This is a genomic window from Streptomyces dangxiongensis (assembly GCF_003675325.1).
GTDB classification, from domain to species: Bacteria; Actinomycetota; Actinomycetes; order Streptomycetales; family Streptomycetaceae; genus Streptomyces; species Streptomyces dangxiongensis.
Genome location: NZ_CP033073.1, coordinates 668964 through 681990, shown reverse-complemented (window position 1 = coordinate 681990; position 13027 = coordinate 668964). Strand labels below are relative to the sequence as shown.

The following is a 13027-nucleotide window of genomic DNA, read 5'->3' as shown; positions in this document are numbered from 1 at the left end:
GAACGCAAAGTAGGTTTCTTTGACCAGGGAGATTGACAGTCCATCAGGGCGCTGGAAGCGTCGATGCGCTTCGACATTTGTTTCGGTCGACCGGGGTCGGCCGACGGGGGCAGGCCCCCGGTGGTGTGCCGGGGGCCTGCGGTCGGATCAGCAGGTGGAGTTGGTCTGGGTGAGGAGGCCGAGCCGCCACGGCAGGTTGTCGTAGTTGCCGCTCGCGTTGGGGTCCTTGCCCTGGTACAGGTACTGGAGCCGGCAGGCGGGAATGGTCAGTGTCTGGTCGTAGCCGGCACGGATCATCTCGCCGTGACTGATGTCCCTGGTCCAGCCCCCGGAGGGGAAGGCGACGTTGCTCGCCCGTGCGAAAGGGTTGTTCTCGGACGCGGCCAGGGGCGTCCAGGAGCCGGCGAGGCTGCTCGTCGTCCAGGAGCGGAAGTAGCGCCGGCCGTCCGAGCCGATCGCCTCGACGAGCAGGAGGTACTGGTTGGCGCCCTGCACCTTGTAGACGTTGCTTGCCTCGAACAGGGCGTACCTGTTGGAGTCCTGCGCCGCTATGACCGTGTTGGTGAACCCGTTGGGGAACTGCCCGACGGTCGTCTGCGAGCGGTAGAGGTGCCCGTTGTCGTCGGAGGAGAACAGGTAGCAGTTGGCGCTGTCGCAGATCACCCACATGTCGACCCAGTAGCCGTTGCCGATGTTCTGCCGGACGACGTCGGGCATCGACGCGTAGAAGTTGCGCGGTGCGCTCCAGCCGTTGGGGTTGCTGATGTCGGGGTTGGTGGAGTACGAGGCGTTGCCGGTCTGGTAGACGAGGTACCAGAGCTTCTGCGGCGCGTAGTAGAACACCTGGGGTGCGGCCCGGTAGCCGGTGCCGATGGCGGTGCGGTCGAGATAGTGGTGCGTGGCGGAGCCGGCCTGGGACCAGTCGGTGAAGCTGAGGTACACCAGGTTGTAGCCGGACGAGCTGGCGGTGCTCGCGAACACGTGGTATTTGCCGTTGTAGTGGACGACCGTCGGATCCTTGATCCCGGCGATGCTGTGGGTGGCGTCCGGCTTCGGGGCGATCAGCGCGCCGCTCGAGTTCCAGGAGAAGCTGGAGGGGAGGGCCGCGGTGGACCGGGGCGAGGGGGCGTCGGTCCGTCGTGCCGCGGCCGTGCCGCCCAGCGCCGACAGCACCGCCTGGTAGGCCGGCTTCTTGTTGCCGTTGCGGTCGAAGAGCAACGGATTGTCACCACTGCGCCAGGAGTCGCTGTCCCGGATGCCCCAGGTGGTGATGCCGGTGCAGCGCGAGACGTTCAGACAGGCCCGGACCGTGTTCGCGTACGCCGTCGACGGCGCCTGTGCGATGTCCAGTTCGGTGATCTGGACATCCACGCCCAGGGCGGCGAAGTTCGACAGCGTCGTCTGGAAACTGGCGGGCGGACCGCCGGTGCCGAAGTGGGACTGGAAGCCGACGCAGTCGATGGGCACGCCACGTGCCTTGAAGTCGCGCACCATGCGGTAGACGCCCTGGGTCTTGGCGTCCGACCAGTTCTCGATGTTGTAGTCGTTGTAGCAGAGCTTGGCCGCGGGGTCGGCCGAGCGAGCGGTGCGGAAGGCGTCCTCGATGAAGCCGTCGCCGAGCAGGTTCTGGAACACCGAGGACCGGTGCTGGCCGCTGCCGCCGTCGGCGAAGGCCTCGTTGACCACGTCCCAGGCGTAGATCTTGCCCTTGAAGTGGTTCATCTCGGTGGTGATGTGGTTGCGCATCACGTTGCGCAGCGTGTTCGCGTCGCCGATGGAGCTGACCCAGCCCGGCAGTTGGGAGTGCCAGACCAGGGTGTGGCCGCGCATGCGCTGACCGTGGGCCGCCGCGTGGCCCACGATCTGGTCCGCGGGACCGAAGTTGAACGAGCCGCGGGACGGCTCGGTCGTGTCCCACTTCATCTCGTTCTCGGGTGTGATGGCGTTGAACTCGCGGTCCAGGATCGGGGCGTACGCGCCGTCGCCGAGCTTGCCGGCGGCCACGGCGGTTCCGAAGTACCTGCCGGACTGGGCCGCTTGGGCGCCCAGGGTGGAGGCTCGGACGGTTCCGGACGCGCCGGCCGCGGTCCCCGGCGTCACCAGGGCGGCCACGGCCAGCAGGGACAACACCGAGGCTCGGCGACGGCCGAGCCGTTTCAGCGGGTTCATGGTTCTCCTCGTACGGTGGTCGGTGGGGGGTCGGGTGGTGCGATCCTCCGTTCGGTCAGGGGGTGGACAGCTCGAACCGCGCGATGTGGACCGCGCCGCCGAGTGCCTGCGTGGCATGGTTGAAGAGGGCGAATCGGTAGCCCGTGAAGAACCGCCAGTCGTTGCCCATGGAGAAGTCGGGCCCGAGGCGGACGAAGTTGATGCCGTCGGTGCTGTAGGAGAAGGTTCCGGGGCGTGCCGCGCCGGGACGGATGTCCGCGCTCGCGCGCAGCCAGAGCCGGCCGCCGGATGCGGGCGCGCTCGCGAGTTCGGTGCCCGTGCCGGTGGTGTTCCAGTTGCCGTCCATGGTCAGCCCGCTGACCATCACCACCCGTGTCACGCCGCCGTCGCGCTTGAGACCGATCCACGCGGAGGAGTCACGCAGCAGCGCGAGTCCGGCCCGGTCGCCGTCCCGCATCGCCGAGTGGTCGAGCTGGACCGTGGCGGTGGAGGTGGGGCCCTGGATGCGGTGGGTGAGGGTGTTGCGGGCCCAGTACAGGTCGCCGGTGACGGTCGCGGTCCGCAGGGTCAGTCCGCCGCCGACCGACCACTTGGTGTCGTCCGGGTTGTGGTTCCACTCCCACCTCGGCTTGAGGGTCGTGCCGTCGAAGGTGTCGACGCCGGTCATGGGGGTGACCTGGCGGGTCGGAGCGGGGACGGCCGGGGCGGGATAGGACGTGCCCCACGCGCCGTTCACGAGCTGTACGACGGGCCAGCCGTCCGGGGTCCAGGTGACCGGCGCCAGGGCCGGCACTCGGCCGCCGGGGTATGCGTCCACGAAGGCCAGGTAGTACCAGGCACCGGTCTGTGTCCGCACCAGCCCGCCCTGGTGCGGGACGCCTCCGCCGGGGACCGGTCCGCGCAGGTCGAGGAGGACCTGTCGCATCGTGTACGGACCGAAGGGGCCGCTCGACGACTTCAGGATGTACTGCCCGTTCGCGGGGCGGGTCACGAAGATGTAGTACTGCCCGTTGATCTTGTAGAAGCGCGAGCCCTCGAGGGTGCCGACACTGGACGGTGCCGTGAACACCTGCTGCGTGCGGACCTGGGTGCGGCCGTCGGGCGAGAGCTGGGCCACGTTGATGGTGGTGTTCCCGTAGGCCACGTACAGGGTGTCGTCGCTGTCGACGAGCAGCCCCGCGTCGTAATAGGGCGTGCTGATCGTCGTGAGCCTGCTCCACGGGCCCTCGACGGCGGTGGCGGTGTGGACGTACGTCCTGGCGAAGTCGATCTGGCCGAGCCAGTAGAAGGTCCGGTTGCTCGGACGGTAGGCCAGCGACGACGCCCAGACGCCCCGGACGTAGCCACGGGCACCGTTCAGGTCGTACTTGGCGCCGAAGTCGAGGACGGGCACCGAATGGCCGGCGATCTCCCAGTTCACCAGGTCGTAGGAGCGCAGGACCGGTGCGCCCGGCGAGTAGTGCATCGTGGAGGCCGAGGCGTAGTAGGTGTCCCCGACGCGGATGACGTCGATGTCCGCGAAGTCCTGCCAGATCACCGGGTTCGTGTACTGCGCCGCGGCCCCGACGGCAGTTCCGGAGGCGGCGGCGGCCCGGGACGCTCCGGCGAGCGGGAGGAGGGAGCCGGTGACCAGGCCGGTGGCGGAGGCCAGTACCCGGCGGCGATCCCATGATTGGTCAGGACATGACATATCCACGTGTGCTCCTCTTCGTACATCCCGGCTGACACGCCCATGCGGGTTCGTGATTTCGGACGACGATCGGCTGGTCGGGCATCTTGGATAGTAAGGAGCCTGAGGGCCCCGTCAAGGCTTCTCGCAGGATTCGTTGTTGGCTTCGAATCTTTCGAAGCCGGTTGCTGCGACTTAGGCAAGCCGTTCCCTGGCACGCGATTGCATCGGCGGGAGATGTTGACATCCTCACGCCCCTCCCTGACCATCCCTAAGCCTGACAGCCGGACGGCGTTCGGAATCACGAACGAATCTTTCGCTGTCGGGTGCCGCTCAAAGCAGGTGCCCGTTTCTCGGAGCAGCTCCGCGGGCGCCGTTCCAGGGGAAGGAGCCCCCGTGCTCAGACGTCCAGGCAGACGACTTCCGCACGTCCTCGCGGCCCTCGCGGCCCTAGCGTTGACGGTCACCGCGTCCGTCGCGGCCTCTGTCCAGTCCACCGCTTCGGCCGCGCCCGGCAGCCCGGCACTCACTCCACCCCTGGGCTGGAACAGCTGGAACAGCTTCGGGTGCGGGGTCACCGAGGCCCAGGTCCGCCAGGCCGCCGATGCGATGGTGTCCTCGGGTATGCGGGACGCCGGCTACCGCTACGTGGTGGTCGACGACTGCTGGTTCGACCCGCAGCGGGACGCGGCGGGCAACCTGCGGGCCGATCCGGCCAAGTTCCCGAGCGGCATGAAAGCGCTCGGCGACTACATCCACGGCAAGGGCCTGAAGTTCGGCATCTACGAGGCACCGGGCGAGCGCACCTGCGCGCAGTCCGTGGGCAGCTACCCGGGGTCCACGGGCAGCAGGGGGCACGAGGCACAGGACGCCGCCTCGTTCGCCTCGTGGGGCGTCGACTACCTCAAGTACGACTGGTGCTCCTCCAGCGGCACCCGTGACGAACAGGTCGCACGGTTCTCGCTCATGCGCGACTCCCTGCGCGCCACCGGCCGGCCGATCGTCTACAGCATCAACCCCAACAGCCTGCACGCCATCACCGGCGCCACGTACAACTGGGGCGAGGTCGCCGACCTGTGGCGCACGACCGAGGACCTGCTCGACATCTGGCAGAACGGCAACACCAACAGCTACCCGATGGGTGTCGGCAACGTCCTGGACGTCACCGCGCCGCTGGCGGCGCAAGCGGGCCCGGGGCACTGGAACGACCCTGACATGCTGGTCGTCGGCCGTCCCGGCCTGACCACGGCCGAATCCCGGTCGCACTTCGCCCTGTGGGCGCTGCTGGGCGCTCCGCTCATGGCCGGCAACGACATCCGCACCATGTCCGCCGACGTGAGTGCCGTCCTGCGCAACCCGCGGCTGCTGGCGGTGGACCAGGACCCGCTGGGAGCGGGCGGGCGCAGGGTACGTGACGACGGTGGCACGGAGGTGTTCGCCAAGCCCCTGTCCGACGGCTCGGTCGCGGTGGGCCTGTTCAACCGGGGAGGTGCCACCGCGACCGTCACCACCACGGCCGCGCAGGTCGGCCTGGCCGGCGGGCCCTTCACCCTCACGGACCTGTGGTCCGGCGGCACGTCGAGCACGTCCGGGCAGATCTCCGCGAGCGTCCCCGCGCACGGCGTCGCCGTGTTCCGGGTGGCCGGCGGCAGCCCCCTGGCCGCCACCACCTCGCGTCTGCGGGGCAACGCGTCCGGCCGCTGCGCGGACGTGGACAACGCCTCCACCGCCGCCGGGGCCACGGTGCTGATCTGGGACTGCCATACGGCCGCCAACCAGCTCTGGACCACATGGGCCGGCGGTGAGATCCGCGTCTTCGGTGACAAGTGCCTGGACGCCCGGGACCAGGGCACCACCAACGGCACCCGGGTCGTGACCTGGCCCTGCAACGGCCAGGACAACCAGAGGTGGACGCTCGGTTCGGACGGATCGGTCCGCAACGTCCACGCCGGGCTGTGCCTCGACACCGACCGGGCCGGCACCGCCGACGGGACCCCGCTGGTCCTGTGGACCTGCGACGGCCGGGCCGACCAGAAGTGGAACCGCACCTGAGGCATCATCCTTCGTCGGCGCCTGCGCTGCCGTGCGGCCTGCCTCGCTGTCTTCATTACCTGTCCGTTCGGAAGATCGAGCCGATGGTGCACTGTCCAGTGGCCGCCCGGAAGGAAAAGGTTGCCGACGCGTCACCCGTGCGGCGGTGAGTGCGGACGGGGGCCCTCGACGCGGGGGTGCGGCGGTGGCGTTCGCCGGCGCCGCTGAAGGGACCAGGCAGACTGTCGACCGGCACGCCGTGACATACGGAACGGTTGACGGCCACCGCGGAAACGCTGCCATTCGGCTCATAGGCCCGCGCGATTCTACCTGCGCCAGGCGCGCTCCCGGGTGAGGAAACACCCCCACACGCTTACCGGATGGGATGAATTCGGCCGGGTGTGCGTGGGTGTGTCTGTGCCATCGGGCACGTCTCCACCAACGGTTCTCGCCGTTCGGAGGGACACCCATGACGAGCCACGCCACTGAGGTCGACCTGCAGGGTCTTCTCGACCAAGCGCTGCACGCCACAGCCACAGGCGCGCGCTGGACCGCCGACACGGACGAGGTGTGGTGCCGCGTCGCGCCCCGGTCCGGGGCGCGACGCGAGCAAGGCTGGAAGCTGCATCTGTCGGCGACGGCCGCTTCCGCGCCGACGGTTCTGGCCAAGGCCTTGGACGTTCTGCTTCTGGAGGAGTCGGCGTTCAAGTTCGCCCGGTCGCTCGAAAAGGTGAGCGCGCTCAACTCCCGCGCGACCCCCCGGGGTAACTCGGGCAAGTTCATCACCGTCTACCCGCGCTCGGACGCCGACGCGGCCCGGCTCGCCGAGAAGCTGCACCGGGTTACGGCGGGGCTGGCCGGCCCCCGGATCCTGTCCGACCAGCCTTACGCCGCACACAGCCTGGTGCATTACCGCTACGGCTCCTTCGTCGGCCGGCGGTGGCTGGCGGACAACGGCCTGTTGGTGTGGTTCATCGAGGACCCCGACGGCAACCCCGTGGAGGACAAACGCACCGGCCAGTATTCGCCACCGCCCTGGGCGGTCTGCCCGTTTCCCGCCGCGGTGCCCGTCCCGCCGCGCCCGGCGGACGCGGCGAGCGGCCCGGTGTTGCTCGGCGGTCGTTTCGAGGTGCGGGAGGCGATCCGGCACACGAACAAGGGTGGCGTCTACCGGGGCACCGACGTCCGTACGGGCGCGGCCGTGGTGATCAAGGAGGCCCGGCCGCACGTGGATGCCGACGGAGTCGGCCGCGACGTCCGTGACTGGCTGCGCGCCGAGGCCCGGACGCTGGAGAAGCTCCAGGGCCTGGGGCTGGCTCCGGAGCCACTGGCGCTGTTCGAACACGGCGGGCACCTGTTCCTGGCCCAGGAGCAGGTCCCGGGGGTGGCCCTGCGCACCTGGGTCGCCGAACACTTCCGCGACGTCGGAGGCGAGCGCTACCGCGCCGACGCCCTGGCCCTGGTCGCACGCCTGGTGGACCTGGTCGTCGCGGCCCACGCCCACGGCTGCGTCCTGCGGGACTTCACGCCCGGCAACGTCATGGTCCGCCCGGACGGCGAACCGCGCCTGATCGACCTGGAACTCGCGGTCCTGGAGGACGACTCGGCCCGGCCGACACGACTGGGAACCCCAGGGTTCAGCGCACCCGAACGGCTCACCGACGCACCCGTCTCCCCGACGGCCGACTACTACAGCCTGGGTGCCACCGCGTGCTTCGTCCTGGCCGGGAAGGTGCCGAACCTGCTGCCCGAGGAGCCTGCCACCAGGGCCGCGGAACAGCGGCTCGCCGCATGGCTGGCCGCGTGCACCGGGCCGCTGCGCCTGCCGGACGGCCTGGCGGACATGGTCCTCGGCCTGATGAAGGACGATCCTGACGAGCGCTGGAAGCCGTCGCGAGCCCGCGAGGCCCTCCGGAAGGCGACCCCGACGGCGCGACCGGCGGGCGACGCCGCCGCCCGCCCGGCACGGGACGACGACCTCGACGGTACGGTGGCCGGGCTCGTCAACCACCTCATCGACTCGATGACCCCTGCCGACGACCGGCGGCTGTGGCCCGTGTCCACGACAGCCGGGGAGACCGATCCCTGCACCGTGCAGCAGGGCGCGGCCGGCGTCCTGGCAGTACTGACGCGGTACTGGGAACTCACCGGCGATCCCCGCCTGCCGGAGCTGATCTCCACCGCGGGCCACTGGATCGCCCGTCGCGTGGACACCGGTTCCACCCGAGCCGGCCTGCACTTCGGCGGCCGTGGGACCGCCTGGGCCCTGTACGACGCCGGACGCGCCATCGACGACCGCCGACTCACCGATCAGGCACTGACCCTGGCCCTGGCACCGCAACAGTCCACGCCCAGCCACGACATCACCCACGGCGCCGCGGGCAGCGGACTCGCCGCCCTGCACCTGTGGCACCGCACCGGCGATCCGCGCTTCGCCGAACTGGCCGGCGACGCCGCCGACCGGTTGGTCGCCGCCGCGGACCGTGAGCAGTCCGGAGCGAGCTGGGCGGTTCCCGCGGAAGCCGTTGCCCAGGAGGCCGGCAAGCGGTATCTGGGCTTCGCCCACGGAACGGCCGGCATCGGCTTCTTCCTCCTCGCCGCCGCGGCCGTCTCGCAACGCCCTGAGCACATGGAACTGGCCGTGGAGGCCGGCGAACTCCTGGTGGCCAACGCCGTACTCACCGGCCCGGTGGCGCACTGGCCCGCCCAGGCCGCGGACGTGCCCACGGCCCCGTACTGGTGCCACGGCGCCGCGGGTGTCGGCACCTTCCTCGTCCGGCTGTGGCAGGTCACCGGCGATGGCAGGTTCGGGGAGCTCGCCCGCCGCGCCACGCACGCCGTCGCGGAACGTGCCTCTCGCGCCGCTCTCACCCAGTGCCACGGACTGGCGGGCAACGGTGACTTCCTCCTCGACATGGCCGACGCCACAGGTGACCCCGCCTACCGCGTCATGGCCGCGGAGCTGGCCCACCTCGTCGTCGCCGAACGGGCCAACCGCCACGACCACGTGGTCTTCCCCAACGAGTACGGAGACGTCTCCACCAGTTGGAGCGACGGGATCGCCGGAATTCTGGCCTTCCTCCTCCGGGTCCGCCACGCCGACCCCCGGCACTGGATGGTCCAGCCGCCGGCTTGAGCGGCAGGAAAGTCTGCCGCCACCCCCACAGAAGAAGGAGAAACCTGATGGAGAACCAGGACCTCGAACTGTTGGCCCGGCTTCACGCCCTTCCCGAGACCGACCCCGTCAGCATCGACGGGACGCCGTTCCACGCTACGTGTGACTGCATCGGCCTGCTGACCGCCCTCAACACCATCTGTATCGGCGTCAGTTGCGCCTAGGCCAGCGGCACCACTCGGCCGGCGGCTGCCCCGGACAGCCCGCGGACAGCCGCCGGCCGGAGTGACGGCCGGATTCCAGACGCAGCCATCCCACCGACAGCAGCCCCTGCTGTTCCCCGTGACCGGGCGAGAAGCGCCGGAGAGCCGCACGTGGCTGACCCCGCCTCCGCGACCGCGACGTCGCCGGTCCCACGACCTGTAAGGCCGACGAGACGACATGAGCCCCCTGGCCCTGCGCCCGTACATCCGTACCGCTCCGACCGCCGAGGGAGTGGTCACCCTGCTACCGCCCACGCCCGGGGCATGGCCCACCTGGTGCGTACCGGCGGGTGAGGACCACACCGCAGGCAGCCGCATGCCGGTGAACCCGCGGCCACCCAAGCGGCCCTCATGACCGCCTCCCTCACCGGTCCGCACGCCACGCCTCACATCCCCGAGTCCGCGTACGCCATCCGTACGCGTGGTCTGAGCAAGAGCTACCCGGGGCCGGAGGGCACCCTCACCCACGCCGTGGACGGCCTGGACCTGGACGTGCCACAAGGCGAAACCTTCGCCTTTCTGGGCCCCAACGGCGCCGGGAAGTCCACCACCATCGCCTTGCTCTGCGCCCTGGCCCGTCCCACCGCCGGTCACGCCACGGTGGCCGGCGCCGACGTGCTCGCTCGACCCCACGAGGTACGGCGACAGGTCGGCATGCTCTTCCAGCACAGTGCCATGGACCCGGATCTGACGGCCGACCAGAACCTGTACATCCACGCACGCCTGTACGGGCTGAGCCGCCGCCACGCCCGCCGGCGCGCCACCGAAGTGCTTGAGCTGGTCGGCCTGACCGACCGGCGGTGCTCCCCGGTACGCACCCTGTCCGGCGGTATGCGGCGCCGGCTGGACATCGCCCGCGGACTCCTGCACGCACCCCGGGTGCTGTTCCTGGACGAGCCGACCACCGGACTCGACCCCTACGCCCGCGCCCAGGTATGGGAACACCTGCGGGCACTGCGCGACCGGCATGGCAGCACGCTCTTCGTCACCACCCACTATCTGGAGGAGGCGGAGAACTGCGACCGCATCGCCATCATCGACCGAGGCCGTCTGGTGGCACAAGGCACGCCCGTCGCGCTCAAGACCGACATCGGAGATGACCGGGTGGTGCTCAGCACCAGCGACGACGTGACCGCACAACGGGTCGTGCGCCGGATGGCGCCGTCGAACCGCGACATCACCGTGGACAGCGACGGAGTCTGCCTGCGGGCGCCCGACGGCAGCGCCTGGATTCCCCGCCTGTGCGCGGCTCTGGAAGGACACGGTGTCGCCGTGCACGCTGCTTCCGCGACCGCGCCCACGCTCGACGATGTCTTCTTCCACCACACCGGCCGCAGCCTTCACGCCACACAACCCGCCCGGACTCCGACCACCACCGTCCCGCGCGCCACCACGTCGGAAGCCGAGGGCGGCCGATGACCACACTCGCGCTCCAGACCTCGGACGCCTCCGGCAGTGAACGGCCGGCCCGCCTACGGCACGAACTGCGCGCGGTCCACGCCCTGGTCCACCGCGATCTGCTCCGCCTGGCCGGGCAACGCACCCACACGGCGCTCATGTTGGTGCAGCCCGTGCTCTACCTCCTCATCCTGGGAGGCGGACTGGCCGCTCTCATCCCCAGCGCCTCACTGGGCGTCGGCTACCAGACGTACCTGTTCCCCGGGATGCTGATGATGACGGTACAGATGCCCGCCATCACCGTCGGCGTCCGGCTGATCACCGACCGGGAGAGGGGTTACCTGCGAGAACTCCTGATGGCCCCGGTCAGCCGCTCCACCCTGCTCCTGGGAAGCTGCATCGGCGGCACGCTGGCCGCCACAGCGCAGGGCGCCGTACTCCTCGGCCTGGCCGGGGTCGTCGGCCTGCCCTACGACCCGCAGCTCCTGGTGCTCCTCCTCGCCGGCATGATTCTGGCCTCCTTCACCATCACCGCCCTGGCCCTGGCCCTGGCCGTGAGCCTCCGCAGAGCCGAGACGTTCCACCTGATGCTCGGCCTGGTGATGATGCCGCTGCTGTTCCTCTCCGGTGCCTTCTTCCCGCTGCGGGCGATGCCCGACTGGGCCCGCGCACTGGCCGATGCCAATCCGCTCGCCTACGGAGTGGACCTGCTCCGCGGCTGCATCGCCCTGCGGGCACCGGACCAGAGAGCCGTCGCAGGCATCGAATGGGCCGGCTGGCAACCTCCCCTCACCCTCGAAGCCGCCCTCCTCCTCGCCGGTGGCACGATGGCCCTCCTCTGGGCCGCCCACCGCTTCAAGCGCCCGGAATGACAAGCCACCTGCCGGATCGGAGGCGCCGGCCGCACCGCGTTCCCCCGAATCCTGGAGGCACGGCGTACCGGCCGGCGTGCCCCGGGAAGCAGTGGTTGCCGGGCGGGCCCGGGAGGGAAGACCGCTCCGGTTCAGCCGGATTCCGTCAAGGCCGCGCGCGCGGTGGTGAGGATCTCCTCCGAGAGCGGGGAGTCCTTGGTGGCGCGGGCCAGGACGAGGGCTCCGAGCATGGTGCACAGCCGGGTGATGCCGTCCTGGTCCTCGGTGGCGAGCGCCTCGGCGAAGGCGCGCACACCCTCGGCGTAGACGCGGTGGGCCTCGTCGTTGCCGTCCGCGCGCGCCATGTCGGCGGCGAGCCCGGCGACGGGGCAGCCGTCCGCCGCGTTGTCGCGGTGCTCGACGGAGAGGTAGGTGTCGATCACCTCCCGCTGGGCGGCGTCGTGTTGTCCGGCATGCCGCTCGATCCCGGCCGTGTGGAGCCGGGCGAGTTCGTCGAAGGCGTGCGCGGTGGCCTCGTCGACGAGGGCGTCCTTGGAGGCGAACTGCTTGTAGAAGCCGCCGTGAGTCAGGCCGGCGGCCTTCATGAGGTCGGCGACGCTGACGTGGGTGCCTTGTTCGCGGAACAGCCGGGAGGCGGTCTCCACGACCCGCTGCCGGTTCTCCTGCGCCTGAGCCTGTGACACGCGACCCATCGGCCACCTCCCATTGATGTCGGACGCCATCTATTCTATGATGAGTTTAGATTTCATCCATCATCTAATTTCACGCGGCCCGAATCTAGGCTGCAGCCCGCAGGGAGCAGACATGGAACTGAAGAACGCCGTCGCCGTGGTCACAGGCGCCAACCGGGGCCTGGGACGCCACCTGGCCACCCAGCTAATGGAGCGCGGAGCCAAGGTCTACGCGGCGGCCCGCCGCCCCGAGAGCGTGGACCTGCCCGGCGTCACCCCGCTCCGCCTGGACGTGACCGACGAGGAGTCGATCCGGGCCGCGGCGCGCATCGCCTCCGACGTGACGCTGCTGGTGAACAACGCGGGGATCTCCACTGCCACCCCGCTGCTCGCCGGCGACCCGGACATGGTGCGCCTGGAGATGGACACCAACTTCTACGGGCCGCTCGCCGTCACCCGGACGTTCGCCCCGGTCATCGAGGGCAACGGCGGCGGGGCCGTGCTCAACGTCCTGTCCGTCCTGTCGTGGCTGCACCCCGCCGACCTCGGGGCCTACGCGGCAGCCAAGGCCGCGGCCTGGGCGCTGACCGACGCCGCCCGCGAGGAGCTGGCGCCCCGCGGCATCACCGTCTCGGCACTGCACGTCGGATACATGGACACCGACATGGCCACTGTCGTCCCGGCCGATCAGAAGGCCGACCCCGCCGACGTCGCCACCCAGGCCCTGAACGGCATCGAGCAGGGCCTGCCCGAGATCCTCGCCGACGACATCACCCGCCTCGTCAAGAAGGGCCTGGCCACGGCGCCGACCGCGGCCTGAGCACGCACCCACGGGACGG

9 protein-coding genes are annotated in these 13027 nt (G+C 70.3%); 6 read left to right on the top strand and 3 right to left on the bottom strand.

Annotated elements, in window-relative coordinates:
* Nucleotides 1-147: 147 nt before the first annotated feature.
* The gene (locus D9753_RS03240; protein ID WP_121785627.1) at nt 148-2169 is read right to left on the bottom strand and encodes a non-reducing end alpha-L-arabinofuranosidase family hydrolase; all 2022 of its coding nucleotides are present in this window, start codon (nt 2167-2169) and stop codon (nt 148-150) included.
* A 55-nt stretch (nt 2170-2224) separates the two neighbouring features.
* The gene (locus D9753_RS03235) at nt 2225-3859 is read right to left on the bottom strand and encodes a glycoside hydrolase family 43 protein (protein WP_121785626.1); all 1635 of its coding nucleotides are present in this window, start codon (nt 3857-3859) and stop codon (nt 2225-2227) included.
* Between the two features lie 375 nt (nt 3860-4234).
* Here D9753_RS03235 and D9753_RS03230 point away from each other — a divergent pair, with 375 nt between their 5' ends.
* The 5 genes from D9753_RS03230 to D9753_RS03215 all read left to right on the top strand — a co-directional run bounded on the left by D9753_RS03230 (nt 4235) and on the right by D9753_RS03215 (nt 11517).
* On the top strand, nt 4235-5890 hold the full coding sequence (locus tag D9753_RS03230) for a glycoside hydrolase family 27 protein (protein ID WP_121785625.1): 1656 nt from the start codon (nt 4235-4237) through the stop codon (nt 5888-5890).
* A gap of 448 nt (nt 5891-6338) precedes the next feature.
* Nucleotides 6339-9005, top strand: coding sequence for a class IV lanthionine synthetase LanL (gene lanL / locus D9753_RS03225; protein ID WP_121785624.1), 2667 nt, complete (start codon nt 6339-6341; stop codon nt 9003-9005).
* Between the two features lie 47 nt (nt 9006-9052).
* On the top strand, nt 9053-9208 hold the full coding sequence (locus tag D9753_RS36330; RefSeq protein ID WP_163010605.1) for a VenA family class IV lanthipeptide: 156 nt from the start codon (nt 9053-9055) through the stop codon (nt 9206-9208).
* 390 nt (nt 9209-9598) lie between these two features.
* Nucleotides 9599-10666 (top strand): ATP-binding cassette domain-containing protein, encoded by a 1068-nt coding sequence (locus tag D9753_RS03220; RefSeq protein ID WP_121785623.1) that lies wholly within the window; start codon nt 9599-9601, stop codon nt 10664-10666.
* A complete protein-coding gene (locus D9753_RS03215) occupies nt 10663-11517 on the top strand; it encodes an ABC transporter permease (protein WP_121785622.1) in 855 nt (284 codons plus the stop codon). Before D9753_RS03220 ends, D9753_RS03215 begins: the two co-directional genes overlap by 4 nt.
* Before the next feature lie 131 nt (nt 11518-11648).
* On the opposite strand, the gene D9753_RS03210 is transcribed toward D9753_RS03215, so the two are convergent.
* Nucleotides 11649-12209, bottom strand: a complete 561-nt coding sequence (locus D9753_RS03210; protein WP_121785621.1) for a TetR/AcrR family transcriptional regulator — start codon at nt 12207-12209, stop codon at nt 11649-11651.
* Between the two features lie 112 nt (nt 12210-12321).
* Here D9753_RS03210 and D9753_RS03205 point away from each other — a divergent pair, with 112 nt between their 5' ends.
* The gene (locus D9753_RS03205; protein ID WP_121785620.1) at nt 12322-13008 is read left to right on the top strand and encodes an SDR family oxidoreductase; all 687 of its coding nucleotides are present in this window, start codon (nt 12322-12324) and stop codon (nt 13006-13008) included.
* Nucleotides 13009-13027: the final 19 nt, after the last annotated feature.

What these genes read in the sequence shown, in the direction of transcription:
- D9753_RS03210 (WP_121785621.1), bottom strand. Translation starts at nt 12,209, where the DNA reads ATGGGTCGCGTGTCACAGGCTCAGGCGCAGGAGAACCGGCAGCGGGTC.
- D9753_RS03235 (WP_121785626.1), bottom strand. Translation starts at nt 3,859, where the DNA reads ATGTCATGTCCTGACCAATCATGGGATCGCCGCCGGGTACTGGCCTCC.
- D9753_RS03220 (WP_121785623.1), top strand. Translation starts at nt 9,599, where the DNA reads ATGACCGCCTCCCTCACCGGTCCGCACGCCACGCCTCACATCCCCGAG.
- D9753_RS03205 (WP_121785620.1), top strand. Translation starts at nt 12,322, where the DNA reads ATGGAACTGAAGAACGCCGTCGCCGTGGTCACAGGCGCCAACCGGGGC.
- lanL (WP_121785624.1), top strand. Translation starts at nt 6,339, where the DNA reads ATGACGAGCCACGCCACTGAGGTCGACCTGCAGGGTCTTCTCGACCAA.
- D9753_RS36330 (WP_163010605.1), top strand. Translation starts at nt 9,053, where the DNA reads ATGGAGAACCAGGACCTCGAACTGTTGGCCCGGCTTCACGCCCTTCCC.
- D9753_RS03240 (WP_121785627.1), bottom strand. Translation starts at nt 2,169, where the DNA reads ATGAACCCGCTGAAACGGCTCGGCCGTCGCCGAGCCTCGGTGTTGTCC.
- D9753_RS03215 (WP_121785622.1), top strand. Translation starts at nt 10,663, where the DNA reads ATGACCACACTCGCGCTCCAGACCTCGGACGCCTCCGGCAGTGAACGG.